A 25,522-nucleotide genomic window follows, 5' to 3' on the forward strand; every position below is an offset into this window, starting at 1 on the left:
AAAGAAAAGGGCAGCCTAAGCTGCCCTCTCTTCGATCGATCCTGCTGTAGTTAGCGGATGATCTGAACCACGCGATGAGAGCTGGGCTCAACCAGGACCGGAGTGTTATTCACTACGGTGTAGCGATAGCCACGCACGCCATACTCGGCCGGAACTTCGTAATAGGTTACGCCGCTGGACGGTAGAACCGTGCCGACACGCAGTTCCTGGCTATAGGCGTAGGACGGGACGTCCTGGGTGACCACATACTGACGGAACCTCGGCTGCTGATCGCCAACGATGCCGCCGACGATGGCACCTGTCACGCCGCCCACGGCAGCGCCCACCGGGCCGCCGACGATCGCGCCGCCGACCGCGCCGGTCGCCGCACCGGCTGCAGCACCGCCAGCGGCCGGATCCTGAGCGAAGGCGGCGGCAGGCGTAAGGGCAACAAGAACGGCACCGGTGAGAAGAAGTTTCTTCGACATGAGATCGTGCTCCTTAGCAGTGAAAGTCGGACTTCCAACGGCCAACTTTACCTGCGGTTCCGCTTGTTCATTCGATGTTCACGGAAAACTTGTCGAATTCTTTATCGACCCAAATGGAACCTTTTGACGGGAGGCAAAACCGCGAGACGCAGTCTGCTTGGCTGTTTTCCAAAGGGAAAATAGTCGTTTCATTTGGGGACTTGGTAATTATCCTGTTAAATGGAACAGTGTTAGAAGACTCGGCTCATCCGGTCGTATCCAGAAACGGACTTATCGGGAGTAAAGCATGAACGTGCTGGTTTTTGCGTCACGCAAGGGTGGCTCCGGAAAGAGCACGCTTGCGGCTCATCTCGCCACCTATATCGCGACCCCGGAACGCAAGACCCTTCTGATCGATAGCGATCCCCAGGGGTCTCTGTCGTTCTGGCATCGGATCCGGGGCGAGGAGAACCCGGCGCTGAAGCACAATCCCCGCGATCTCACCCAGACTTTGAAAGCGGCGCGGAGCGAAGGCTATGATTGGGTTCTGGTCGATACGCCTCCCAATAAGTCGCCCATCGTCGTCGAAGCCATCCGCAACGCGACCTTGGTGATCATTCCAACTCGGCCGAGCCTGTTCGACATCGCCGCCGTGCAGGACACGGTCGCCATCGCCCGTGAGCTGCGCAAACCCTATGCCGCGGTCATCAATGGCGCACCGGCAAAGCGCGGTGGAGAAGAAGCCCCCATCGTTGCCGATGCACGCGGGGCGCTCAACGCTCTCAAAGTTCCCGTCTGGGCCGGTCAGATCACCCATCGCGCGGACTTCTCGATGGCTCTCGCGGAAGGCGAGGGCGCAGAGGAGTTCGATCCCGGTTCATACGCCGCGGACGAGTTGGGACGCCTCTGGACCGCCATCGACAGGTCGATCAAGGCTGTGCAGGGCGCCTATAAGGGACGAGGCACGCGTACCGCTGCTTGAGTACGATCATACCGAAAAGGAAAGCGGCCCGTTGGGCCGCTTTTTATTTGAGGCTAGGGCACTTTTCGGCTCGGAAGATTTAGATTGCCTACGAAATGCTGCACAGCAAAGAAAGAGCTGTCGCACTTACGTGAAACAGCTCCAGCATCATCAGTTCAAGCGGCCTCAAGCGCCTGATTCAGATCGTCGATCAGGTCGTCCTTGTCTTCCAGGCCGATAGAGAGGCGCACGACTTCCGGTCCGGCGCCGGCCTGGACCCTTTGAGCATCCGTGAGCTGCCGATGCGTGGTCGATGCGGGATGGATTACGAGAGAGCGCGTGTCGCCGATATTGGCGAGATGCGAGAAGAGTTTCAGATTGGAGACGAGCTTCACGCCCGCCTCGTAGCCGCCTTTGAGGCCGAAGGTGAACACGGCGCCGGCACCCTTGGGGCAGTACTGCTTGGCAAGGTTGTGATAGCGGTCCGTGCGAAGGCCCGGATAGCTGACCCAGGAGATCTTCGCATGCGCCGCCAGATGTTCTGCGACCGCGAGGGCGTTGTCGGAGTGCCGCTGCATGCGCAATGGCAGGGTCTCGATGCCGTTGAGGATCAGGAACGCGTTGAAGGGTGAGAGCGCCGGTCCGAGATCGCGCAGGCCGAGCACGCGGCAGGCGATGGCGAAGCCGAAATTGCCGAAGGTCTCGCCCAGCACCATACCGCCATATTCCGGCCGGGGCTTGGAGAGCATGGGATAACGGTCGTCGCCGGCGAAGTTGAATGTGCCGCCGTCCACGATAAGACCGCCGATGGAATTGCCATGGCCGCCCAGGAACTTGGTCGCCGAATGCACGATGATGTCGGCGCCGTGCTCGAAGGGACGGATCAGGTAGGGCGATGCCATCGTGTTGTCGACGATGAAGGGAATGCGGTGCTTCTTGGCGATGGCCGCGATAGCCTTCAGATCGACGATCACGCCGCCGGGATTGGCGATCGACTCGACGAAGATGGCTTTGGTCTTCGGTGTGATGGCGGCCTCGAACGAGGATGGGTCGTCGGAATCCGCCCAGACGACGTTCCAGCCGAAGTTCTTGTAGGCATGGTTGAACTGGTTGATGGACCCGCCATAGAGCTTCTTGGCCGCGACGAATTCATCGCCCGGCTGGAGCAGAGTGTGGAAGACCAGAAATTCCGCAGCATGGCCGGACGCCACCGCAAGGGCAGCGGTGCCGCCCTCCAGCGCCGCCACCCGCTCTTCGAGCACGGCGCAGGTAGGATTGCCGATACGGGAATAGATATTGCCGAAGGCCTGCAGACCGAAAAGCGAAGCTGCATGATCTACATCGTCGAACACGAAGGATGTGGTCTGATAGATCGGCGTCGCCCGGGCGCCGGTGGCCGCGTCCGGCGCGGCTCCCGCGTGAATGGCAAGAGTATCGAAACCTGGCAGGCGATCAGTCATGAGGAGCCTTCTTCCTTACGGGTATGGTCTGTTCTATTTAAAGAACGTACCGTTCGTCCGGTCAAGAAGGCCGTCAGTGGGTTTGGCAAAAAGCGTTCTGTCATTCCGGATTGCCATCAGGCAAGTCCGACCCGCAGGGCCACGCGAAGCGGGGAAACCCATAAACTCTTTCGATTCAGAATAAAGAACCGGGGCAGCGGCCGCATCTTATTGGCAAAGCGCGGCGGCTATAGATTCCGGGCCCCGCTGCGCGGCCCCGGAATGACGAGGGTGCGTTCCTATCGCGGCCGATTGAGGCTCAGTTTCTGAAAGCCCTTGCCGGCAAGCACGGGCTTCTTGGCGCTCAGCATCCGCGAGTTGACGCCCTGCCAGGAAATCTCGCCGGAGAGGCGGCCGAACTCGATCTTGGGGCAACGGTCCAGCACGACCTTGACGCCCTTCGCTTCGGCGCGTGCCGCGGCCTCGTCATTGCGCACGGACAGTTGCATCCAGACGACTCTGGGCAGGGGATCCAATTGCAGCGCCTCGTCCGTGATCGGTCCCGCCGCTTCCGAATTGCGGAAGATTTCGACCATGTCGATCGGCTGCGGGATGTCCTTTAGGGAGGCATAGACCGGCTTTCCGAGCAATTCGCTGCCGGCAAAGCCCGGATTGACCGGAATCACGTCATAGCCGCGCTCGAGCAGATATTTGGTGACGATCCAGCTCGGGCGGGCGGGATTCGCGGAGGCGCCGACGAGCGCAATGGTCTTCACGCTCTGCAGAATGCCGCGGATATAATCGTTCGGGTAATTGTCGTGATCCATGGCGGGACCGTATGGGAGAGACTGCCGTAGTTCAATGAGCATATTGTGTCACGCACGTCCCATCAGCCGGTCATGACCCGCGAGGAGCTGAGCGCCTTCCTCGATCGCGAATTTCCGCAGATCCATTTCGGTGGTCGCACGTATCACGTGGAGGAGGTCGGTCCTCTGCGGGTCCGCCTGCGCATGGATTATCACGACCGCCATCTCCGTCCAGGCGGCACCCTTTCGGGCCCGTCCATGATGGGGCTTGCGGATTTGGCGCTCTATGCCGCCATCCTCGCCCATATCGGGCCGGTAGCCCTCGCGGTGACAACGAGCCTCAATTTCAACTTCCTTCGCAAGCCGGAGCAGCGGGCCCTGATTGCCGAGTGCCGCCTTCTGAAGCTCGGCAAGCGGCTCGCGGTGGGGGAGGTAGCCATGGCCTCGGAGGGAAGCGAGGAAATCGTCTGTCACGCGACCGGGACCTATTCGATCCCGGAGCGTGGGTGACGATCTATTGGCCGGCCTCTTTCTTCGGCACGAGCGCGTCGTCGATCTCGCGGGCTCGAATGGCGGCCGGGCGGCTGGAGATCCGCTGCCAGTAGCGTTCGAAGGCCGGGCGCTTCTCCAGCGTGCCGAACATCATGCCCCAGCCGATTTGCGAGCCGACATACACATCCGCAGCCGTGAAGCTGTCGCCGGTCAGGTAGTCTGACTGTGAAACTGCGTATTCCAGGGTGTTGGTGACGTCCTCAACGGAGCCATAGCCGACCATGCCCTTGCGCTCCGGCGGCACCTGGAGGCCAAGCGCCTTGTTGCTCAGAGCAGCTTCTACGGGTCCAGCCGCGAAGAACATCCAGCGATAATAGGGAGCGCGGCGGCGATCATTCGTTGGAGGAGCAAGGTTGGTTTCGGGAAACGCATCCGCCAGATAGGCGCAGATCGCGGCCCCTTCCGTAACGACCGTTTCTCCATGACGGATGGCAGGGACCTTTCCCATCGGATTGGTGGCCAGATATTCGGGCGCCTTCATGGTCGTACCGAATTCCAGGATCTCGGTCCGGTAGGGCTTGCCGACCTCTTCCAGCATCCAGCGGATGATCCGCCCGCGCGACATGGGATTGGTGTAGAAGACGAGTTCTTCGGTCATGGGAATGCTGCCCTAGAAAGATCGGCAGGCAGCGTAATCCAAACCGGCCGTCCATGCCAACAGCGCGGCGTGTGGTAGCATATTACCATAAATGTGGTATTTTAATACCATTTGCCGGAAACCCTTTTGCTGTAAGGATTTCTGACGTCTCGCATGGGCGGCTTTTCGGTTGACAACCCAAACAAGGCTGCTTATTCACCCCTTACTCGCCGCCGCATTTCGCGGCGGCTGTCGTTTTCAGAACCTGAGCCGCTTATGGCTCCAACGGGAAACAGCGCAATGAAGACTACGACTTCGCTGAAGCCCGCCGAGGTCGAGAAGAAGTGGGTTGTGATCGATGCAAACGGCCTCGTTGTGGGCCGCCTCGCTTCGATCGTTGCCATGCGCCTGCGTGGCAAGCACAAGGCAAGCTATACGCCCCACGTCGACTGCGGCGATAACGTCATCGTCATTAACGCCGATAAGGTGGTGCTCACCGGCCGCAAGCGCGAGCAGAAGGTGTACTACCACCACACCGGCTATCCGGGCGGCATCAAGGAGCGGACTGCAAAGTTCATCCTCGAGGGCCGTTTCCCCGAGCGCGTGGTCGAGAAGGCAGTGGAGCGCATGCTCCCGCGCGGCCCGCTTTTCCGCCAGATCATGGGCAACCTGCGCGTCTATGGTGGCGCTGAGCATCCTCATACCGCTCAGCAGCCGGAGACCCTGGACGTGGCGGCCCTCAACAGCAAGAACGTGAGAGTCTAATCATGGCGACCCTCCAGTCTCTCGCCGATCTGGGCCAGTCCGCCCAGACCGCCGCTCCGGAAGCTCCGAAGCATGTCCAGAAGCTCGACGCCCATGGCCGCGCCTATGCCACCGGCAAGCGCAAGGACGCGGTCGCCCGCGTCTGGATCAAGCCCGGCTCCGGCAAGATCACGGTCAACGACCGTGCGGTCGAGGTCTACTTCGCCCGCCCTGTGCTGCGCATGATCCTTGCTCAGCCGCTTCAGATCGCTAACCGTGACGGCCAGTACGACATCGTCGTCAACGTCAACGGTGGTGGCCTGTCCGGTCAGGCGGGCGCTGTCCGCCACGGCCTCGCCAAGGCGCTGACCTACTATGAGCCGGAACTCCGCGGTCCGCTCAAGAAGGAAGGCTTCCTGACCCGCGACGCCCGCGTCGTCGAGCGTAAGAAGTACGGCAAGGCCAAAGCCCGCCGCAGCTTCCAGTTCTCGAAGCGCTAAGCGCGACGGCAACGAAAATTCGAAAGGGCGGCTTCGGGCCGCCCTTTTTCGTTGGATGACTTGTTACCTCCGCTCCGCGCCAACCCTGGGCCAAGGCAATAGATCGGCTAGGTGCGGTCGAAGACGTCGGGCTGCAACTTCCCGATCCTCAAGAGATGTTGCAGCGCGTATGTCACGGAGAGCGCGTCGTCGAGAGCATCGTGTCCGTGCAACGGAGGATGCCGGACGCCGTAATAGTCCGCGAGCTTGTTACTAGGGGTCTTTGCGATATCGTCTATCGGCATGCCGGCTGCGATCACGAGCTTGACGGCGTTATCGAACCGGTGCGCCGGGATCGATGGCGGGATGCCCGCGACATAGCAGCTGATGGCGACCATGTTCAGCTCGTCCTTGCCCCACGACCAGAACCGCGCACCGTCTGAAAAGCGGTCAATTCCAGCGAGGGCTTCCTGTAAGGCCATCCCCTTGGTCTCTATGTCTTCCCCCATGATCCCGGTCAGCTTGGTGAAGAACGGGTCTATGGCATACCTGTTGCCAAACCGGTCGATCGGCTGAACGTAGGCTTTGTATGTATCCAGAAGGGGGAAATCGCCCTCCAGCCCGATTTTCACCGCGCCGATCTGTGCGATCACCGGATCGGGGTCGTGAGCCGCGCACCAAAACCGGCTCTGCGAGCCCTGGATGCAAAGAAACTCGCAGTCGAATACGATTGCCGTTTTCATGAGCGTTGCCCGGTGCCTTGTCCCTTCCCAGCATAGCATTGCCGTTGTTCGGCGGCAGGTGGACTGGGGCAGTCGGTCTCGCGTGGCTAGATCAGGAACCGCGACAGGCTCTCCAACACGCCTGTGAACCTCCATCCTAACCCATACGCATCCTCCTCGAATGCCGCGCTTGTTGACAACGGTGGCGTTGCAGCGCATGTCTTGACCATGATCATTCGGACCACCATCCGCCGACGTTCCATGAACGCTCCCGCTGCGCGAGCGCGATGACGGCTATTGAAGTCTGATCGCAAGCCGCGCCCGATGCGCGGCTTTTTTATTTTCTCTTCCGGAATAAGCCTTATATCAGCGGCCTGACAGGCAGAACGGATCTGGCGATGACCACCATGACGACCTCCACGACATCATCCGACGCGCGGACCAAGACTGTGTTCATCGACGGGGAGGCCGGTACCACTGGCCTCGGCATCCGCGATCGCCTCAAGGGAGAGCCCGGGATTGCGATCAAGAGCATCGACCCGGAGCGGCGCAAGGATCCCGCGGCCAAACGCGAGATCCTCGGTGAGGTGGATCTGGTGGTCCTGTGCCTGCACGACGATGCCGCTCGGGAGACGGTGGCCCTCGTCGATGCGCTGGATGGCCGGAAACCGAAGATCGTCGATGCCAGCACGGCGCATCGGGTAAGCCCCGGCTGGGTCTATGGCTTCGCCGAGCTCGCCCCGTCGCAGCGCGACGCCATTGTAAAGGCGGACCGGGTTGCCAATCCCGGCTGCTACCCGACGGGAGCGATCGCGCTCATTCGCCCGCTTGTGGACGAAGGACTGATACCGCCGGACTATCCGATCAGCGTCAATGCGGTCAGCGGCTATAGCGGCGGCGGCCGGTCCATGATCGAAGCTTATGAGGCAGGCACCGCGCCCGCCTTCGAACTCTACGGCCTGGGCTTCGAGCACAAGCACGTGCCCGAATTGCAAAAGTATACCGGCCTCGTGCGCCGCCCGATCTTCGTACCGTCGGTCGGCAATTTCCGCCAAGGCATGCTTGTCAGCGTGCCGCTGCACCTGGACATGCTTCCGAAGCAGCCAAAGGCCGAGGAGTTGGAGGCCGTTCTGAGCCGCTGGTACGCCGGCAGTCAGATCGTTTCCGTCCTTACCACGCACTCGGACGGAAAACGCCTCGAGCGGATCGAGCCCGAGGCGTTGAACGATACGAACTTGATGGAGCTCCGCGTGTTCCGGAACGACGCCTATGACCACGCCGTCCTGGTCGCGCGCCTCGACAATCTCGGCAAGGGAGCGTCAGGCGCAGCGGTTCAGAACATCAAGCTCATGCTCGGTCTAGACTGACACCGAGCGCTGGTGCGCGGGATATCTGATGTCGGCGGGCCGCTCCTCGAACGCAAAGACCCGCTGACGCTGCACGCCGAGACCGTCGATCCCGAGGCTTATCTCGTCGCCGGACTTGAGGAAGCGCGGCGGCTTCATGCCCATGCCGACGCCGGGAGGGGTGCCAGTGGTGATGACGTCGCCCGGCTCCAGGATCATGAAGTGTGAGACGTAGGAAACGATCTGCGGCAGGTTGAAGATCATCGTCTTCGTCGAGCCGTTCTGCATCCTTTCGCCATTCACGTCGAGCCACATGTCCAGCGCGTGCGGATCGGGGATCTCGTCGCGGGTCACGAGCCACGGGCCGAGGGGACCGAAGGTCGGGCAGCCCTTGCCCTTGGTCCAGGTTCCGCCGCGCTCGATCTGAAACTCCCGCTCGGATACGTCGTTGCAGACGCAATATCCTGCGACGTAGTCCATGGCTTCGTTGGCGCCCACGTAGGACGCGCGCTCGCCGATCACAATGGCAAGTTCGACCTCCCAGTCCGTCTTATGCGACCCACGCGGAATGATCACGTTATCGTTCGGGCCCACGATGCAGGAGGGCGCCTTGTTGAATATGATCGGCTCAGCAGGGATGGGGGCGCCCGTCTCGGCGGCGTGGTCGGCGTAGTTCAGGCCGATCGCGATGAAGTTGCCCACTTTGCCGACGCAGGCACCAAGCCGCTGACCCGAAGGGGCAAGGGGGAGTGTTTTTGCGTCGAGTTTACGGATCCGGTCGAGACTGTTGGCGCTGAGGGAAGCGCCGCTGATATCCGGAATGACTGACGAAAGATCCCGGATTCCACCATCGGCATCCACCAGTCCGGGCTTTTCGCGCCCGACCTCACCAAACCGCACAAGCTTCATCAGCGTTTCCCCTTTTTGACGGTAGGGCATCATATGGTCCGATTTAGCGGTCGGGCGCAATGCGCTTTCCTCGTCACGGAAATGTTGCCGTTTTGTCACGCATATCGACGAAACGCCTCGGACATCACAGCGGGCACATAAGCGACAGATAAGCGCTTGTCCTTTGGCGAAGAGGGGAAATACGTCTGTTTATATATAAACTAAAATCTTTAACTGCTTTTCCTTCAGGGAAGAGCAAGTAAAAGCGAAAGTAAAAGTCACAATTTCTTAGAATATATTGTCCTACGGTCAAGCTCGATAGGAACTCGTTAACGGATTGCGGCAAAATCAAAGCATTGGCAGAGTGAGTTTCAAAGCGGGGAAGATTCTCCCGCGTATGAACAACAGAAGACGACAAGGGCGGGAAATCTCTATGCGTTTCAATCGGTCTTTAATTCTGGCTGCCGTCTCTCTCTCGGCGCTCGTGGCCGCTCAGGGCGCAGCTCAGGCTGGCGCTTTCGCTCTGCGGGAGCAGAGTGCAACCGGGCAAGGCGAGTCCTTTGCCGGCGTGGCGGCGGGCTCAGCCGGCGTTTCGTCGATGTACTGGAACCCCGCCACCATCACGATGGCTCCGGGCTGGCAGGGCGAGTTCCACGCGACAGCGATCATTCCCGAATCGAAGATCGCGCCGACCTTCACGATTCCTGCCGGTCTCGCCGCTCTGGGTCCGTCCGGAGACATCGGTATGGATGCGGTCGTTCCCGCGGGCTATGCCAGCTTCCAGATCAACGACAGCCTCTGGCTCGGCTTCTATAACGGCGCTCCCTACGGCCTGGTAACGAAGCCCAACCCCGTCTGGGCCGGTCAGATCTATGCCCGCACCACGTCGGTATTCTCTTACGAAGCCATGCCGACCATCGGCTATAAGGTGAATGACTGGCTGTCAGTCGGTGCCGGCGTGCGCGCCCAGTATTTCAAGGTTCGCTATTTCTCGGCGACGGCGGCATCGCCATTTGCGCCCTCGGCCGGCCTCGAGGGCGACAGCTGGGGCTTCGGCTACTCTCTCGGTGCGACCCTGACCCCATTCGCCGGCACGTCGATCGGTATCGGTTTCCGCTCGGCCGTTGAGCAGAAGCTCGAAGGCAACTTCCAATATTTCGGTATCCCGATCAAAGCCAACCTGGTCCTGCCCGAATCCGTCTCCGTCGGTATCAGCCAGCGGATCACGGACGCCTTCACGCTGAATGCGACCGCTGAATGGACCAACTGGAGCCGTCTCGGCTATCCGCGCGTGACCAACGGGCTGACGGGAACGCTCCTGGCGCAGTCCCCGTATCTGCCGCTAGACTACAAGGACGGCTGGTTCTTCTCGGTGGGCGGCGAATATCGCATCAATCCCGCCTGGACGGTTCGCGCCGGCCTCGGTTACGAAATCTCCCCGATCGAACTCGAGACGCGTAGCCCACGCCTGCCCGACACCGATCGCGTGTGGCTTTCCGTGGGCACGACCTACAACTGGAGCGACCAGCTTTCGTTCGACCTCGCCTATACGCACATCTTCGCGGTCGGGAACACGAACCTCTCTCTGACGCCCGGCAATCCGACCTTCGCAACGCGCGGTGCGGTGCTGACGGCGGATGTCGACACGCATGTCGACATCATCTCCGCCGGCGTCAAATACCGCTGGGACAATCCGGCGAAGGCCATTCCCGCCCCAATCGTTCGCAAATACTAAGATCCTCGGTATCTTTCATGCAAAAGGCCGGCATCTTGCCGGCCTTTTCGTTTGCGAGCATCGGCCGGATCAGGACTTCGCCAGCACGTAGGTGCCCGGGGCATCGCCGAGCGCCTCAAGCTTCCCGCCGCCGGGTTCGCGCGCCGGTACGCGGCGTGACGTCTGCTTTTCGATCCAGGAGAACCAATGAGGCCACCAAGTGCCGGGGGTCTCCTGGGCCCGTCCGATCCAGTCGTCCAGCTCACCATCGAGAGAATTGCCGGTCCAATATTGGTACTTGGCCTTACCGACGGGATTGACCACTCCGGCGATATGACCGGAGCCGGCCAGCACGAACTCGACGGGGCCGCCGAAGCTCTTCGAGCCGAGGAAAACCGAGCGGGCCGGAGCAATATGGTCTTCCTTGGTCGCCAGGTTGAAGACCGGGATCTTCACCTTCTTCAGATCGAGCTTTACACCGCCCAGTTCCATTTCGCCCTTGGTGAGCCTGTTCTCCAGATAACAGTTCCGGAGATAGAAGGCGTGGTTTGCTGCCGGCATACGGGTCGAATCGGAGTTCCAATAGAGCAGATCGAACGGGAAGGGCGCCTGCCCCTTCAGATAGACGTTCACCACATAGGACCAGATCAAATCGTTTGGGCGGAGCATGTTGAAGGCGTTGGCCATATGCGAGCCTTCGAGGTAGCCGCGCTTTTTCATGCTGGCCTCGAGGGCACTGACCCGGTCCTTATCCACGAAGACTTTCAGGTCGCCCGCATAGGTGAAATCGACCTGTGCGGTGAAGAAGGTCGCGCTGTCGATCCGCTTGTCCTTCTTCGCGGCCATATAGGCCAGAGTCGCTGCGAGCAGAGTTCCTCCGACGCAATAGCCGATTGCCGTGACCTTCTTCTCGCCGGTGGACGTTTCGATGGCGTCGAGAGCGGCGAAGATTCCTTCCCGCATGTAGCTCTCGAAATCCTTGCCCGCATGTTCGAGCCCGGGATTGACCCAGGAGATGCAGAAGACCGTAAGGCCCTGCGCCACCGCCCACCGGATGAAGCTTTTTTCCGGATTGAGGTCGAGAATGTAGAACTTGTTGATCCAGGGCGGAACGATCAGGAGCGGGCGCTTCAGGACGGTATCCGTCGCAGGCGCATACTGGATGAGCTCCATCAGGCTGTTGCGGAAAATCACCTTTCCGGGTGTCGTCGCCATGTTGACGCCGACCTTGAAGCGCGTCGGATCGGATTGGCGGATCTTAAGCTCGCCACCGCCAGCCTCGATATCCTCCGCCAGCATTTCCATCCCGCGGACCAGATTGGCGCCGTTCCTCTGGAGCGTTTCGCGAAGCAGCTCCGGATTCGTCAGCAGGAAGTTCGATGGGGACAGCGCGCTCGACAACTGCCTCAAATAGAATTGCGCCTTGTGGCGTGTGTGCTCGTCGACGCCTTCCGCTTGGTCAACAAGATTCTCGGCCCACCGGGATGTGATGAGATAAGCCTGCTTGAGGAAGTCGAAGACCGGGTTCTCGGACCATTCAGGATCTTTGAAACGGTTGTCCTTCGCCTCTGGTTCAGCAATCGCCTCGACGGGCTCGCCGTGAGCGCGCTTGAGGGTCGATGCCCACAGATCCAGGAACTGCACCCCAAGTCGATTCTGCGCATCGACCGCCCTTTGGGGATCGATCATCCAGGCTTCGGCGATATGTCCGAAAGAACGTACAGCCTCTGCCGCCTCTTCGGCGAACCCCGACCGGTGCTGGCCTTCGGTCATGGGTTTGAGGTATGCCGCTGTCGCCTTGCCTACTCCTTCCAGGAGCAAGGTCAGATTGCGTGAGAGTTCGTCGAAGTCCGGGACTGGGGGAGGCGCTTTGTCAGTCGACGACGGTTTGTCCATAAGGGCGTTCTCCCGACGGTCCTCGCTGCCATTGCTCATATGCCGCATTTCCGACATTTTAGCGATTGGATCATCATAAAGCCTAGAGTCATCCGTTGTTCTCGGAATTAAGAATGAATTTTGCATCCGCTCCTATCGCCCGCACCGTCGCTGCGGGCTGCGCCTTCCTCCTGGCTGCCCTCCTGGCGGGATGCGGCGGCAACGCGACCGGAGAGTTCGTGGAATCGAGCGGACTGGGTCCCAAGATGGCCGCTAGGCCGGATTTCATCACGGCCTCAAGGCCTCAGAATCTCGATTACATCCCTATCGGCACGCCTCAGGAGGGGCGCCCGACGGCAGCAAAGACGCTTGATGAGGTCAAGGCCGCCGAGGCCGAGCTCGATGCCGTTCGGGCGCAAAATCAATCGAAGGGTGAGGCCGCAGCGCAGCTCGGAGGAACTCCGGCGCCCCAGACAGTCGCCTTGCCGGCCCCCGCAAGCCCTGCGCAACCGACCAAGAAGAAAAAGACCCCCTAGCAACGAGCCTTTTAGAATCCTGCCCGAGGACTGAACCATGCCTGATTTTTATCGCATCAAGCGCCTCCCACCTTACGTCTTCGAGCAGGTCAACCGCATCAAGGCCGCCGCCCGGGCCAACGGCGCCGACATCATCGATCTCGGCATGGGCAATCCCGATCTGCAGGCACCGCAGCATGTGATCGATAAGCTGGTCGAGACGGTGGGCAAGCCACGGACCGACCGCTATTCGGCCTCGAAGGGCATCGGCGGGTTGAGGCGCGCCCAGGCGGGCTACTACGAGCGCCGTTTCGGCGTGAAGCTCAATCCCGACACCCAGGTCGTCGCCACGCTCGGCTCGAAGGAAGGCTTCGCCAACATGGCGCAGGCGATCACCGAGCCCGGCGACGTCGTCTTGGTGCCCAATCCCAGCTACCCGATCCATGCCTTCGGGTTCCTCATGGCCGGTGGAGTAATCCGCTCTGTGCCGGCGGAGCCGACGCCGGCCTTCTTCCCGGCGGCCGAGCGGGCCGTGCTGCATTCCATTCCGAAGCCGGTGGCGCTCGTCGTCTGCTATCCATCCAATCCGACCGCTTACGTGGCGTCCCTGGATTTCTATCGGGATCTCGTCGCCTTCGCGAAGAAGCATGACCTCATCCTGCTCTCCGATCTCGCCTACTCGGAGGTCTATTTCGACGAGAGCAATCCGCCGCCGTCGATTCTGCAGGTGCCGGGAGCGATCGACGTCGCGGTGGAATTCACCTCCATGTCCAAGACGTTCTCCATGGCCGGGTGGCGGATTGGTTTCGCCGTGGGCAACGAGCGTCTGCTCGCGGCTCTGGCCCGGGTAAAGTCCTATCTCGATTATGGGGCCTTTACGCCGGTCCAGGTGGCGGCGACGGCGGCTCTCAATGGGCCCGACGACTGCATCCGCGAGATGCGCGCGACCTACAGGCGCCGCCGCGATGTGATGATCGATGCCTTCGGAAAGGCCGGCTGGCCCATTCCGACACCGACCGCCTCCATGTTCGCGTGGGTTCAGATCCCGGAGAAATTCCGATCTCTTGGAAGCCTGGAATTCTCCAAGCTCCTTGTCGAGAAGGCCGATGTGGCGGTGGCGCCGGGGATCGGCTTTGGCGAGCACGGAGATGACTATGTTCGTATCGCGCTCGTCGAGAACGAGCAGCGCATCCGCCAGGCCGCCCGCAACATCCGCCGGTTCTTCGATACGGCGGACAATACGCTGCACAACGTGGTGCCGTTGACACGAGCCGGGTGAGGGCGCGCCGGATCGGCTGTCATGAACCGTGCATGGACATGCAACCCTGGCAGTCGTAAAGAGCTGCGCGACTTTCACTAGGAGCTGCTGTTCGTGACACGTCCTTTTCGGGTCGGCATCGCCGGCCTCGGCACGGTTGGCGCATCGGTCATCCGCATCCTCGCCCGTCAGAACGAGGTCTTGGCCCAGCGGGCCGGTCGTCCCATTGAAGTGACGGCTATTTCCGCCCGTGATCGGACCAAGGACCGCGGCTTCGATCTTTCGGATTTCGATTGGTTCGATGATCCGGTCGCGCTCGCTCGCTCTGCCGACGTCGATTGCGTGGTCGAGCTGGTGGGCGGTGCGGACGGAGCGGCCTTGCAGACGGTCGAGACCGCTTTGTCCCAGGGGAAGAGCGTCGTCACTGCCAACAAGGCTCTCTTGGCGAAACACGGCCTTTCCCTTGCGCGAATCGCCGAGGAAAAGGGCGTCGCCCTGGCATTCGAGGCCTCCGTCGCCGGGGGAATCCCGATCATCAAGACCTTGCGCGAAGGACTGCCCGCCAACCGGGTATCGCGGCTCTATGGTATCCTCAACGGAACCTGCAATTATATTCTATCGCGCATGGAGCTGGAGGGGCTGACCTTCTCCGAATGCCTCAAGGACGCCCAGCGCCTTGGTTATGCGGAAGCCGATCCAACCTTCGATGTGGAAGGTTTCGACACGGCTCATAAGCTCGCCATCCTCACCAGCCTCGCCTTTGGGACGGAAATCGACGCCGACGCCATCTATGTCGAGGGCATTTCCTCCATCACGCCGCTTGATCTTGCCATGGCAAGTGAGCTCGGATTCCGGATCAAGCTTCTCGGGGTCGCCGAGCGGACGGAGACCGGGATCGAGCAACGCGTCCACCCGACAATGGTGCCGAAGACCTCATCCATTGCCCAGGTCATGGGCGTGACGAATGCGGTGACCGTTGATGCCGACGCCGTAAAGGAATTGACCCTCATCGGTCCTGGTGCTGGTGGTGACGCTACCGCTTCCGCCGTGGTCGCCGACATCGCCGATGTGGCACTCGGAAAGGCGGAGGCTCCATTCGGCCAGCCGGTGGACCGCCTGGAAAAGGCTCCTCGGGCCCCAATGCAGCGCCATGAGGGTGGTTACTATATCCGCCTGACGGTCCATGATCGCCCGGGCGTCGCGGCCGGCGTGGCGACCCGCATGGCTCAGGCCGACATCTCCCTGGAAAGCATCCTGCAGAAGCGGTCCGAAACGGCTGCGACACAGGATCCTCACGGCCGCTCGGGAGCACCGGTTTCCCTTGTGCTCATCACCTACGCGGCCACCGAGGCATCGATCCGCTCGGCTGTTGAAAAAATCTCGGGAGATGGTCTTATCGCCGAGCCGCCCCAAGTGATCCGCATCGAACGCGAATAATTCCCGGCGCAGGCCGGATCCCGATTTCCCTCATTCATAAGGAGACGATACGTCCATGTCGCAGGGCATTACCGTCCAACCGGGCCAACTCATTGAGCGCATTCTGACCTTGGAGCTCGTCCGCGTGACCGAGCGCGCCGCCGTGGCTTCGGCCCGCCTGCGCGGACGCGGCAATGAGAAAGCCGCTGACCAGGCCGCCGTAGATGCCATGCGCCGCGAGCTGAACCGCCTGCCGATCGACGGCACGGTCGTGATCGGCGAGGGCGAGCGCGACGAAGCGCCAATGCTCTTCATTGGTGAGAAGGTCGGCAATCGGAACGGCCCGAAAGTGGACATCGCCGTCGATCCGCTCGAGGGCACGACGCTGTGCGCCAAGGACATGCCTGGCTCAATCGCCGTCATGGCAATGGCTGAATCCGGGACGCTGCTCGCGGCGCCGGACGTCTATATGCACAAGATTGCGGTCGGCCCGGGCTATTCCACCGGCGTCGTCGATCTCGATGCCTCGCCGGAAGAGAACATTCACAGCCTTGCCAAGGCGAAGGGCGTGAAACCCAACGAAATCAACGCTTTGGTTCTCGACCGCCCGCGCCATGCGGATCTCATCGCGGCCATCCGCAAGACGGGTGCGGGCATTCGCCTGATCAGCGATGGCGACGTGGCGGGCGTGATCTTCACGACCAAGCCCGACGAAACCGGAATCGATATCTATCTCGGAATCGGGGCGGCTCCCGAAGGCGTTCTGGCGGCCGGGGCACTGCGCTGCATCGGCGGCCAGATGCAGGCACGCCTGATTCTCGACACCGAAGAGAAGCGGGCCCGCGCCCACCAGATGGGCGTGACCGATCCGAACCGGAAATACGACATGACGGACCTCGCCCGGGGCGACGTGATCGTCGCCGCAACGGGCGTCACCGACGGCGCGCTCCTCAAGGGCGTGAGCTTCGGCAAGGACGTGATCACCACGGAAACGGTCGTGTATCGTTCGGCCACTGGCACTGTACGTCGGATCTACGGCGAACATCGCGAATTGTCGAAGTTCCATCTCGACTGATGGGGCACTTGGCGTCCTATCCGTTTCTCCGATAGGACGCCGCCCCGTTGATTAAGCGGACATCATCTTGCGGGAGCAATCCATGGCGGACCAGCAGCCGGGCAGCATTCTCATTCGTCCCTTTCAGCCAGGAGACCGGGACGGATGGAATCCGCTTTGGCAGGGCTATCTGACCTTCTACAAGTCGAGTCTTCCCCCTGAGACGACGGACCTGACCTGGTCGCGACTGCTCGATCCGGCGGAACCGATGTACGGTCTCGCCGCTGTGCTCGACGGCGAGATCATCGGGATCGTCCACTACCTCTACCACCGCTCGACATGGTCTCCGGGAAATTACTGCTATCTTCAGGATCTTTTCACATCCGAGAAGGCGCGGAACCGGGGCGTCGGCCGGTCTCTCATCGAGGAAGTCTATGGACGGGCGCAGGCAGACGGTGCGAGCCGGGTCTATTGGCTGACGCATGAAACCAATACGACCGCCCAGATTCTGTACGATAAGGTCGCAGCCAAGAGCGGCTTCATTCAGTATCGGAAGCTTTTCTGAGTTCGAGACTTGCTTGGCATAGGGCGGGTTCACGATTCAAAAAGACACGATCCCGCTCTAGACTCCGCCCGTGACCGAATCAGCTTTCCTGTCTTCCACCCGCCCGTTTCTCGGTATCAGCCGTTCTGCGCTCGGTCGGACTTGGGTCGAACGCTGCGATCCCGCTCAGGGTGCCATCGCGCTCGCCATCGCCCAGACCCATGGCTTGTCCGATGTCGTGGCGCGCGTCCTCGCCGGGCGGGGGATCGGCGTGCATGAGACCGAGAGCTTCTTAAATCCACGCCTGCGGGACCTCATGCCGGACCCGTCCGTGCTGACCGATATGGACAAGGCGGCCGAGCGGCTTGCCGACGCCGTCACGCGTCGGGAGACGGTCGCCATTTTCGGCGACTACGATGTGGACGGCGCCTGCAGCGCGGCAGTCCTGGCCGAATATCTCAGGGCCTGTGATGTTCCGTACCTGATTCATATCCCCGATCGGATCACCGAGGGATATGGCCCGAACATCGATGCCATCCGGGCCTTGAAGGAGCAGGGGGCAGGCGTCCTCGTGACCGTCGACTGCGGCACGGCAAGCCATGAACCGCTCGCCGAAGCGCGCCGCCTTGGCCTCGATACAGTGGTTCTCGATCATCACCAGGCACCGGAGCGCCTTCCCGAGGTCCTGGCGCTAGTCAATCCGAACCGGCAGGACGATCTCTCGGGGCTGGGACATCTATGCGCCGCGGGAGTGGTGTTCCTGGCGGTCGTCGCCCTTAACCGCGCTCTTCGCCGCCGCGGGTTTTTCCGGGCCGGTTCCGAACCGGATCTAATGGGAAGCCTCGATCTGGTGGCGCTTGCGACGGTCGCCGACGTCGTACCTCTGCTTGGGCTCAATCGGGCATTCGTCCGCCAGGGGCTCGCGATCATGCGGAATCGCGGACGGATAGGGCTCGCGGCCCTTCTCGATGCGGCCGGTCTCTCCGGTGCTCCGGAAAGCTGGCACCTCGGCTATCTGGTCGGTCCGCGGATCAACGCGGGCGGCCGCATCGGTGACGCGGCTCTGGGCTCCCGACTGCTGCTCTCTCAAGATCCCGTCCATGCGGGCCAGCTCGCGACAGAGCTCGATCGCCTGAACCGGGAGCGTCAAGCCATCGAATCCATGGCCGTCGAGGAGGCCGAGGCCCAAGCTTTGTTCCTTCTGGAGCGCTCCCCCGCATTGCCCGTGATCGTGACATCGTCTCCGGAATGGCATCCTGGCGTCGTCGGTCTGATCGCCTCGCGGATGAAGGAGCGTTTTCGCCGTCCGGCCTTTGCCTTCACCATTAATGCGGATGGGACTGCGACCGGATCGGGGCGCTCAGTGCCGGGCGTGGATCTCGGCAGTGCCGTCCGCGCAGCCGTCGAGGCGGGGCTTGCAATAAAGGGAGGAGGGCACATGATGGCGGCGGGCGTGACGATCCCGGCCGCGGACATGGAGCCCTTCCAGCAATTTGTCATCGAGCGGTTTCTCGAACCTGTCGGCGCAACGCTTTTGCAGGACCATTTCGCCATCGACGGAACTCTTACGGCCGGCGGAGCTCAGACGAAGCTCGTCGCGGCACTCGAGCGCGCAGGTCCGTTCGGAGCCGGCCAGCCGGAGCCCGTCTTCGCCCTTCCTCACCACCGAATCGTGGAGACACGAGAGGTCGGCAGCGGCGGGCATATGCGCGTGCGGCTTCGGGGTGGGGACGGAGCCATGATCGGCGGAATCGCGTTCCGGGCCGCCGGCCAGCCCCTCGGCGAGGCCTTGCTGGAGGGGACGGGGAACTCTGTCCACGTGGCCGGAACCCTGTCCATCGATCGTTGGGGCGGCAACGAAAAGGTCGAATTGCGAATAATGGACATTGCGAGGCCGGAATGAGCATTCTGGCGCTTGCCGTGTCGGAAGAACCCATCTATATGTCCGCCCACCTCAGGGGCAGCGCCCCACTCAAGCGGCCTTCGTCTATCGGTTAGGACACCAGCCTTTCACGCTGGGAAGAGGGGTTCGATTCCCCTAGGCCGCGCCATTTCGAGGATCCTCCCCACTGCCAGGCTCAAGCCGGAATCCCCAGGCAAAATGTTCGCCTGCCGTTGGGCTGTCATCGGATCTTCCATAAGCTTGATATCGTTCAAAGGTGAGATTCATAGACTCACACGGGGGCCTCTGATGCCGCGCTTCTTTTTCAACATCCGGGACGGCTACGATCTCGACGAGGACGACGAGGGTATCGAATTACCAGATGTCGAAGCTGCCCGAGCCGAGGCTCTCGCAACCGTCGAGGAGCTCCGCGACCAGCTCGCGGATGCAGGCAATATCGAGCTTGAGATCACCGACGAGACTGGGCGTCGGCTGATGACGGTTCCCTTCTCTCGCGGCTCCCACGGCCGACGCCGCTGAAACTGGCGACGATTCGCTAAGAGACCTTGCCTGTCTTTGGGGCAGCTCCGCTATACCGCCCAGACTGCGGTCGTGGGATCGGAGTCCGCCTTGTGCCCCGCTTCTACTTCAACCTCCGACGAGCCCACCTTCACCTCGTCGACAAGCACGGGGAAAATTGCGCGACGCTCGCAGAAGCGCTCGAGCATGGCGTGGTGGCAATCCTATCCCTGGTCGCCGAGGAGGGGCGTTTCCGCAACTGGACGGCGTGGGCTGTCGACATCCAAGACCAGGATCGCCACCCTGCGGCCACGCTTCCTTTCACGCTGGTGCTGAAAGCGGACCGCCGACGAAAGAGCTAGGCCGTCTCGGCGCTCTCGAAGGCCAGCATGGCCTCCGCACGCAAGGCGTCTGGCGTTGTGATGTAGCGCGCCGAGTGATGGAAGACGACGAGACGTTTGGCACGCGCTTTGCGAGCAAGACGCCCTGCCTCCCAGGCCGTCAGGTGAAGCGCGGCTTCCGCAAGCGCCCGATCCCGCTCGGGGAAGACCGCCTCGATGAAAAGCTGATCGACATCGGCAGCAATGGTCAGGATCTTTTCGGCATTCTCGGACGTGGGAGCCGTGTCCGTCACATAGGCAATCGACTGCCCCGGGCCCGTCAGGAAAAGGTCGTCCTTCAATTTGCTGAGCGCGACCCGGCCATTTCCCGGGATCGCGATCTCCGCATCCACGATGCCGGCGCGCAGCAGATTCTTCGCCTCGGTCAGCCAGGGGCCCTTCGGCAGGCCGCGCGCTTCGAGAACGCCGCGGCGGACGTTCACACGCCGCGTCTCCCTCAAGCCGAAGGCCAGAGACGGAATTCCGTGATCGAGGGCGATCGACTCGATGCGAAGATCCGAATCCGCATAGACGATCCCTGGCGGCAGCTCCGGCGGTCGCCCCTCCCACCGCTCGAAGACATGCTGGGCGGAGAAGACGACGAAACGATCAAGCCGCAGGCCGTCGAACTCTCCCACGTGAAGCTGAAAATCCACGGAACTCTCGTCGATCAGGTTCCAGGTATAGCCACGAAGCTTATGTTCGACGTGATCGATGAAGCCGGGCGGCCCGACAAGATGAAGAGGGCCAGGACGGTGCAGGCAGAAGCGCAGAAGGCGGTCGAAACCGATGAAGTGGTCGATATGCGCATGCGAGACGAAGACATGGCTGACCCGGAGCAGCTCTCGGGGCGAGAGTGCTCCGAGGTCGCCCAGATCGAACAGAATGGCACGGCGACCAAACCGATAGTCGAGGTAGAGGCCGGGGTCGTCGAAGGGGCCGTTGATAAGGCGCGGCTGGATGAGCCAGCTCATCCCTGGCGCAGATCCCGCCAAGCTGTTGCGAAGGCACGGGCATTGCGGCCTATGTCTTCCACGGACATCGAGGGCGTGAACAGGGCGGATCCAAGGCCGAATCCATTGGCTCCGGCGTCGGTATAGCTCTTCATCGTTTCCGGCTTGATGCCGCCGACAGGCAGGACGATCGTCTCCTTGGGCAGCACGGCGCGCCAAGCCTTCACCACGGGTGGTGGAGCAGCTTCGGCTGGAAAGATCTTGATCGCATCGGCACCGGCCTTGAGCGCCGCAAAGGCCTCGGTCGGCGTGGCGACGCCGGGCGTACAGGCGAGGCCTTGCTGCTTGGCGTGCCGGATCACGTCCAGGTCCGCATGGGGCATGACGATCAGCTTGCCGCCGACATCATGCACACCGTCGACCTTCTCGGTGTCGAGCACCGTTCCGGCGCCGACGAGAACCTCTCGGGGCATGGTCTTTGCGAGAATCTCGATGCTCCGGAAGGGATCTGGAGAATTGAGGGGCACCTCGATGATTCGAAAACCTGCCTCGACCAGGACGTGGCCAACGGCCTCCGCGCTCTCAGGCCTCAGGCCTCGAAGAATAGCGATCAATGGAAGGTCGGTGAGATAATCGCGAAACACGGTCTTTCCCTTTGCCCGGCCCCTGCGGCGACGTGAACCTTGAGGCCTCAGCTCCCTTAGTTGGCGGAGATACGATACGCTTTCAACGGTTAATCGGTGTTCGGAAATATAGATGTCGACGGAGAAACGGGACTTTGCCCAAGCGAAGAGGCTGGGATAGAGACGTGCGCTGTCCGCAGGCGGGATTGCCGCCTGCGAAGCCCAATGCCGAGTGACAGCCATGAAGCCTGAAGCCAAGCCGCCGCCCAACCGGACGCGCAAGACAATTCTCGATCGTATCGACTTGTCCATCCTCAAGGCCATGGCCGCCAATGGACGGATGACGTATCAGGCATTGTCGGAGCGGGTCGGTCTCTCGCCAAGGCCCTGTCTCGAGCGCGTCCGGCGTCTGGAGGAGCGGGGCGTCATCCGCGGCTATTCCGCCATGCTCGACCCCATATCCCTCGGTCACGAGATCGTCGCCATGACCAATATCGGCCTGCGTGATGCGGCGACGGCCACGCGGCGTCGGCTCGAGCAGGTCTTGTGCGCTCACCCCGCCGTCATCGAGTTGCAGCTCGTCAATGGGGAATACGATTATGTCGCCCGCATCGTTGCACCGACGCTCTCGGCGTATGAGTCCCTGACTGACGGCTTTCTCGCCGATCCGACGCTCGGAATCGCCCGCATCCACACGACATTCGTTCTCAAGATGCTCAAGGCGTTCGACGGCTACCCGATCCCTGACACTCTCGGGTGATAGGATCACCCGCTACGGATATTTCAGGGCTCGCTTTGACGCAGGCATTGCTGCGCCGTTCGAGAGATGCGCGTCTGCTCCTCGGGGCCGATATCGTCCCTTAAGACCTTTTGCCAAAGCTCGCTCTGGCGCAATTCCTTCACGACGCACGAACATAGCGCCCGGCACATCCCGGCCTGGCCGTTCTGCGCCAAGCAACTTGCTTCGCATTCAGCAATGAACGGCCGCGCCTCGGCCATGGGATTGGGGCCCGTCAGCTGCAGCACGCCATAGAGAACGCCGAGCAGGACGATCTGATGGAGGAGATAGATCGGAAGGCTTTTGCGGCCGGCCCAGGCTATGAGGCGAGTAGTGCTATGCTTGGCACGCCACCGCGCGATCTGAAGCGCGTCCGTATAGGGAAGCACAATCTTTGCCACAGCAATGCCGGCCAGGACCAAGCCGAACCAAGGAAAAATCGGCACGTAATCATTGGTGACCGGCTCCCTTGTCCCGAGGCCGAGCCAGTCGAGCCAGGGTTGGTCGAGGGCCGGGCTCGTGAAAATCCAGGGAGCCGCGAAACAGAAGATTGTTGCGGCCAGGACGAGGGCCGGGCGGAGCCGCAAAAAGGGCAGGGCAAGGACGCTCGATGCCGCGATGCAGTGAAGAATGCCAAAGAAAATGAAGCTCTGCGGAAAGGCGAAATAGGTGGCGACCGTGATCGCAATCGCTGCACCGCCGATCTTTGCAAGGCGCCGCAGAAAGGCTTTCCAACGCCAGCCCTGCAAATGGGCCAGGACCAATCCTATGCCTGAGAGAAACAGGAAGGAGCCTGCGATGCACCGTGCGAACCATCTCCAGGCCGGAACGGCGACGATGTCGGTCGCGATCAGCTTGAGAAAGCTGAGATCCCAGCTGAAATGGTAGACGATCATCGCGAGAATCGCGATTCCGCGCGCCACGTCGATGGCATCCCAACGTTGACGCGCGGCGATCTGGCTCTGTGAGATTGGGATGTTCAAGCGAAACGTCTCAGGTGAAGGGGTAGGGGCATTACGGAGTGTATACCCTATATCATCCTCATGACCGATCCTCTTCATACGTCAATGGCCGCGCTGAAGGACCTGATCGACCATGCCGATGGCGCGGTTGGTTTCACCGGCGCCGGAATCTCGACCGAAAGCGGCGTCCCGGATTTCCGCTCGCCCGACAGCCCGTGGATGAAGAACAAGCCCATTCCCTTCGACCTCTTTCTGAAGAGCGAGGAGGCGCGCCGGGAGGCGTGGCGGCGCAAATTCACGATGGACGACCTCTATCGCGGAGCCCGACCGAGCCGCGGGCATCTGGCTCTGGCGTCGCTTGTCGAGGCAGGTCGGATGCCGGGGATCATCACCCAGAACATCGACGGCCTTCATCAGGCCTCGGGTGTACCGACCGATCAGGTCATCGAGCTTCACGGCAACGGCACCTATGCCACCTGCCTCTCCTGCGGGATACGCTATGGCCTCGACTGGGTCCGGTCCCGCTTCGAGGATGCAGGCGATGCCCCTGTCTGCGAAGCCTGCGGCGGTATCGTGAAGTCGGCCACGATCTCGTTTGGCCAGGCGATGCCGGAGGCAGCCATGCGCAAGGCGCTCAAGCTGACGCTCTCCTGCGACGTCTTCCTGGTCGTCGGATCCTCTCTCGTGGTCTATCCCGCGGCCTCCCTTCCCTTGATGGCCAAGGAAAACGGTGCGCGCCTGGTGATCATCAATCGCGAGCCGACGCCCCTCGACGACGCGGCAGATCTGGTCATTCACGCGGAAATTGGCCAGGTGCTGTCGGAATTCGCCCCTCATTAGAGCCCACTTAATTCGTCGGCTAAGAAAAACATTACGCCATCCCGGGCGTTTCTGGCTTTCCCAGATTCAGGACAATGTTATCTTCTCGTTAAGAGTCGGGGTTCTGATTCGAGTGCGGGTTTCTTCATGTCTAACGATTACAGCTCCAACCCATTCCACGCGCGGGGAGATTCGGCCCCGATCGATCAGGGGCGCCGCGAAGCGGCAGACGGTGTTCCGGAGGAGAAATCCCTCGACCTTGTCCAGGTCAGCGGCAGAATCAAATGGTTCGACGTGGCCAAGGGCTTCGGTTTCATCGTCCCCGACAACGGCATGCCGGATGTGCTCCTTCACGTAACCTGCCTTCGCCGGGACGGTTATCAGGCGGCCAACGAGGGAGCCCGCATCGTCGTCGAGGCTGTTCAGCGCCCTCGGGGATTGCAGGCGCTGCGGATCCTGTCCCTGGATGAATCGACGGCGCTCCATCCCTCCGAGCTTCCTCTGCCCCGGACCCATGTCCAAGTCGTACCGACCAGCGGTTTGGAGCCTGCCATCGTCAAATGGTTCAACCGTCTCCGCGGTTTCGGCTTCCTGACCCAAGGGGAGGGGCGGCCGGACATCTTTGTCCATATGGAGACGCTCCGTCGCTACGGAATTGCCGAGCTGAAGCCAGGCGAACGGGTTTTCGTACGCTTCGGTGACGGGTCCAAGGGCCTCATGGCGGCCGAGGTGCGCCTCGCCGACATGGCACTGCCGCATTCTCACTGACGGCGCGCGCATGCTGCAAAGAACACGATCTTTCGTAATCGCCCTGGCACTCGGGGCGATGGCTGCGACGGCTGTCTACGCTCAGCAGGCCATAGAAGCCCTCACGATTCAGGCGCAGGGCGGTCAGCGCCAGGCTTTTCAGGTCGAGGTGGCCCGCAACGATGCCGATCGGGCTCAGGGCCTGATGTTCCGCCGCAGCATGCCTGCGGATCATGGCATGCTATTCGATTTCGGTCGGGTCGAGCCGGTCGCTATGTGGATGCAGAATACCTACCTGCCTCTCGACATGCTGTTCATCCGGCCCGATGGCACAATTGCCCGTATCGCGGCCAATACGGAACCCCTGTCCACGAGGACCATTCCTTCCGGGGAGCCCGTTCTGGCGGTCCTGGAGCTGAATGCCGGGACGGCCTCACGGCTCGGCATCAAGCCTGGCGACCGTGTGGAACATCCGCTGTTCAAGCGCTGACATTGAACGCTTGCTGAAGCCTGATCCACGTGA

Annotated in this window: 28 protein-coding genes and 1 tRNA gene; 19 read left to right on the top strand and 10 right to left on the bottom strand. The window is 61.6% G+C overall.

Annotated features, from left to right (window positions below; all coding sequences use genetic code 11):
- Nucleotides 1-50 precede the first annotated feature (50 nt).
- Entirely contained in the window at nt 51-467 is a 417-nt protein-coding gene (locus tag K9B37_RS01755; protein WP_224311064.1) for a DUF1236 domain-containing protein, read from the bottom strand.
- 286 nt (nt 468-753) lie between these two features.
- Between K9B37_RS01755 and K9B37_RS01760 the strand changes: the two genes are divergently transcribed.
- Nucleotides 754-1,428 carry an AAA family ATPase gene (locus K9B37_RS01760; protein WP_224311065.1) on the top strand — a complete coding sequence of 225 codons (675 nt, stop codon included), beginning with the start codon at nt 754-756 and terminating at the stop codon, nt 1,426-1,428.
- 155 nt (nt 1,429-1,583) lie between these two features.
- On the opposite strand, the gene K9B37_RS01765 is transcribed toward K9B37_RS01760, so the two are convergent.
- Nucleotides 1,584-2,867 carry an O-acetylhomoserine aminocarboxypropyltransferase gene (locus K9B37_RS01765; protein WP_224311066.1) on the bottom strand — a complete coding sequence of 428 codons (1,284 nt, stop codon included), beginning with the start codon at nt 2,865-2,867 and terminating at the stop codon, nt 1,584-1,586.
- A 278-nt stretch (nt 2,868-3,145) separates the two neighbouring features.
- Nucleotides 3,146-3,673: a CoA-binding protein gene (locus K9B37_RS01770; RefSeq protein ID WP_224311067.1), complete on the bottom strand. Its 528-nt coding sequence runs from the start codon at nt 3,671-3,673 to the stop codon at nt 3,146-3,148.
- Between the two features lie 72 nt (nt 3,674-3,745).
- Here K9B37_RS01770 and K9B37_RS01775 point away from each other — a divergent pair, with 72 nt between their 5' ends.
- Nucleotides 3,746-4,162: a PaaI family thioesterase gene (locus tag K9B37_RS01775; protein ID WP_224311196.1), complete on the top strand. Its 417-nt coding sequence runs from the start codon at nt 3,746-3,748 to the stop codon at nt 4,160-4,162.
- 4 nt (nt 4,163-4,166) lie between these two features.
- On the opposite strand, the gene K9B37_RS01780 is transcribed toward K9B37_RS01775, so the two are convergent.
- Nucleotides 4,167-4,802, bottom strand: a complete 636-nt coding sequence (locus K9B37_RS01780; RefSeq protein ID WP_224311068.1) for a glutathione S-transferase family protein — start codon at nt 4,800-4,802, stop codon at nt 4,167-4,169.
- Nucleotides 4,803-5,081: 279 nt separating this feature from the next.
- Between K9B37_RS01780 and rplM the strand changes: the two genes are divergently transcribed.
- Nucleotides 5,082-5,546, top strand: a complete 465-nt coding sequence (gene rplM / locus K9B37_RS01785) for a 50S ribosomal protein L13 (RefSeq protein WP_224311069.1) — start codon at nt 5,082-5,084, stop codon at nt 5,544-5,546.
- Nucleotides 5,547-5,548: 2 nt separating this feature from the next.
- Nucleotides 5,549-6,025 (top strand): 30S ribosomal protein S9, encoded by a 477-nt coding sequence (gene rpsI, locus K9B37_RS01790; protein ID WP_224311070.1) that lies wholly within the window; start codon nt 5,549-5,551, stop codon nt 6,023-6,025.
- 107 nt (nt 6,026-6,132) lie between these two features.
- Here the strand turns inward: rpsI and K9B37_RS01795 are convergent, their stop codons facing one another.
- Nucleotides 6,133-6,747, bottom strand: coding sequence for a 3'-5' exonuclease family protein (locus tag K9B37_RS01795; RefSeq protein ID WP_224311071.1), 615 nt, complete (start codon nt 6,745-6,747; stop codon nt 6,133-6,135).
- Between the two features lie 377 nt (nt 6,748-7,124).
- Between K9B37_RS01795 and argC the strand changes: the two genes are divergently transcribed.
- Complete coding sequence (gene argC / locus K9B37_RS01800; RefSeq protein WP_439651661.1) at nt 7,125-8,093, top strand: N-acetyl-gamma-glutamyl-phosphate reductase; 969 nt, start codon at nt 7,125-7,127, stop codon at nt 8,091-8,093.
- Here the strand turns inward: argC and K9B37_RS01805 are convergent.
- Nucleotides 8,085-8,981 (bottom strand): fumarylacetoacetate hydrolase family protein, encoded by an 897-nt coding sequence (locus tag K9B37_RS01805; RefSeq protein ID WP_224311072.1) that lies wholly within the window; start codon nt 8,979-8,981, stop codon nt 8,085-8,087. The two genes, argC and K9B37_RS01805, sit on opposite strands and share 9 nt — an antisense overlap.
- A 412-nt stretch (nt 8,982-9,393) precedes the next feature.
- Between K9B37_RS01805 and K9B37_RS01810 the strand changes: the two genes are divergently transcribed.
- On the top strand, nt 9,394-10,695 hold the full coding sequence (locus tag K9B37_RS01810) for an OmpP1/FadL family transporter (protein ID WP_224311073.1): 1,302 nt from the start codon (nt 9,394-9,396) through the stop codon (nt 10,693-10,695).
- A 69-nt stretch (nt 10,696-10,764) separates the two neighbouring features.
- Here K9B37_RS01810 and phaC read toward each other — a convergent pair whose 3' ends face one another.
- Nucleotides 10,765-12,609: a class I poly(R)-hydroxyalkanoic acid synthase gene (gene phaC, locus K9B37_RS01815; protein WP_439651662.1), complete on the bottom strand. Its 1,845-nt coding sequence runs from the start codon at nt 12,607-12,609 to the stop codon at nt 10,765-10,767.
- 74 nt (nt 12,610-12,683) lie between these two features.
- On the opposite strand from phaC, the gene K9B37_RS01820 reads away from it, so the two are divergent.
- The 9 genes from K9B37_RS01820 (at nt 12,684) to K9B37_RS01860 (ending at nt 20,099) form a co-directional block, all read left to right on the top strand.
- Entirely contained in the window at nt 12,684-13,085 is a 402-nt protein-coding gene (locus tag K9B37_RS01820; RefSeq protein WP_224311074.1) for a hypothetical protein, read from the top strand.
- A 37-nt stretch (nt 13,086-13,122) separates the two neighbouring features.
- Nucleotides 13,123-14,343, top strand: a complete 1,221-nt coding sequence (locus tag K9B37_RS01825; protein WP_224311075.1) for an LL-diaminopimelate aminotransferase — start codon at nt 13,123-13,125, stop codon at nt 14,341-14,343.
- A gap of 93 nt (nt 14,344-14,436) precedes the next feature.
- Nucleotides 14,437-15,759, top strand: coding sequence for a homoserine dehydrogenase (locus K9B37_RS01830; RefSeq protein WP_224311076.1), 1,323 nt, complete (start codon nt 14,437-14,439; stop codon nt 15,757-15,759).
- 55 nt (nt 15,760-15,814) lie between these two features.
- On the top strand, nt 15,815-16,813 hold the full coding sequence (gene glpX / locus K9B37_RS01835; RefSeq protein ID WP_224311077.1) for a class II fructose-bisphosphatase: 999 nt from the start codon (nt 15,815-15,817) through the stop codon (nt 16,811-16,813).
- 82 nt (nt 16,814-16,895) lie between these two features.
- Nucleotides 16,896-17,357: a GNAT family N-acetyltransferase gene (locus K9B37_RS01840; protein ID WP_224311078.1), complete on the top strand. Its 462-nt coding sequence runs from the start codon at nt 16,896-16,898 to the stop codon at nt 17,355-17,357.
- Nucleotides 17,358-17,427: 70 nt separating this feature from the next.
- The gene (gene recJ / locus K9B37_RS01845; protein ID WP_224311079.1) at nt 17,428-19,239 is read left to right on the top strand and encodes a single-stranded-DNA-specific exonuclease RecJ; all 1,812 of its coding nucleotides are present in this window, start codon (nt 17,428-17,430) and stop codon (nt 19,237-19,239) included.
- 73 nt (nt 19,240-19,312) lie between these two features.
- Nucleotides 19,313-19,387, top strand: a tRNA-Glu gene (locus tag K9B37_RS01850).
- Nucleotides 19,388-19,527: 140 nt separating this feature from the next.
- Nucleotides 19,528-19,758: a DUF6894 family protein gene (locus K9B37_RS01855; protein ID WP_224311080.1), complete on the top strand. Its 231-nt coding sequence runs from the start codon at nt 19,528-19,530 to the stop codon at nt 19,756-19,758.
- A gap of 92 nt (nt 19,759-19,850) precedes the next feature.
- Nucleotides 19,851-20,099 carry a DUF6894 family protein gene (locus K9B37_RS01860; RefSeq protein ID WP_224311081.1) on the top strand — a complete coding sequence of 83 codons (249 nt, stop codon included), beginning with the start codon at nt 19,851-19,853 and terminating at the stop codon, nt 20,097-20,099.
- Here the strand turns inward: K9B37_RS01860 and K9B37_RS01865 are convergent.
- Complete coding sequence (locus K9B37_RS01865) at nt 20,096-21,091, bottom strand: ribonuclease Z (RefSeq protein WP_224311082.1); 996 nt, start codon at nt 21,089-21,091, stop codon at nt 20,096-20,098. The genes K9B37_RS01860 and K9B37_RS01865 overlap by 4 nt on opposite strands.
- Nucleotides 21,088-21,714 (bottom strand): 2-dehydro-3-deoxy-6-phosphogalactonate aldolase, encoded by a 627-nt coding sequence (locus K9B37_RS01870; protein ID WP_224311083.1) that lies wholly within the window; start codon nt 21,712-21,714, stop codon nt 21,088-21,090. Before K9B37_RS01870 ends, K9B37_RS01865 begins: the two co-directional genes overlap by 4 nt.
- A gap of 220 nt (nt 21,715-21,934) precedes the next feature.
- Between K9B37_RS01870 and K9B37_RS01875 the strand changes: the two genes are divergently transcribed.
- A complete protein-coding gene (locus K9B37_RS01875; protein WP_224311084.1) occupies nt 21,935-22,453 on the top strand; it encodes an Lrp/AsnC family transcriptional regulator in 519 nt (172 codons plus the stop codon).
- Nucleotides 22,454-22,476: 23 nt separating this feature from the next.
- Here K9B37_RS01875 and K9B37_RS01880 read toward each other — a convergent pair whose 3' ends face one another.
- Nucleotides 22,477-23,454: an acetyltransferase domain-containing protein gene (locus K9B37_RS01880; protein WP_224311085.1), complete on the bottom strand. Its 978-nt coding sequence runs from the start codon at nt 23,452-23,454 to the stop codon at nt 22,477-22,479.
- Nucleotides 23,455-23,514: 60 nt separating this feature from the next.
- On the opposite strand from K9B37_RS01880, the gene K9B37_RS01885 reads away from it, so the two are divergent.
- The 3 genes from K9B37_RS01885 (at nt 23,515) to K9B37_RS01895 (ending at nt 25,489) form a co-directional block, all read left to right on the top strand.
- Entirely contained in the window at nt 23,515-24,273 is a 759-nt protein-coding gene (locus K9B37_RS01885; RefSeq protein WP_439651663.1) for an SIR2 family NAD-dependent protein deacylase, read from the top strand.
- A gap of 126 nt (nt 24,274-24,399) precedes the next feature.
- Nucleotides 24,400-25,020 (top strand): cold-shock protein, encoded by a 621-nt coding sequence (locus K9B37_RS01890; protein WP_224311086.1) that lies wholly within the window; start codon nt 24,400-24,402, stop codon nt 25,018-25,020.
- Between the two features lie 58 nt (nt 25,021-25,078).
- Nucleotides 25,079-25,489: a DUF192 domain-containing protein gene (locus tag K9B37_RS01895; protein WP_224311200.1), complete on the top strand. Its 411-nt coding sequence runs from the start codon at nt 25,079-25,081 to the stop codon at nt 25,487-25,489.
- Nucleotides 25,490-25,522: the final 33 nt, after the last annotated feature.

Origin of the sequence: Microvirga puerhi (assembly GCF_020089865.1) — a bacterium.
GTDB classification, from domain to species: domain Bacteria; phylum Pseudomonadota; class Alphaproteobacteria; order Rhizobiales; family Beijerinckiaceae; genus Microvirga; species Microvirga puerhi.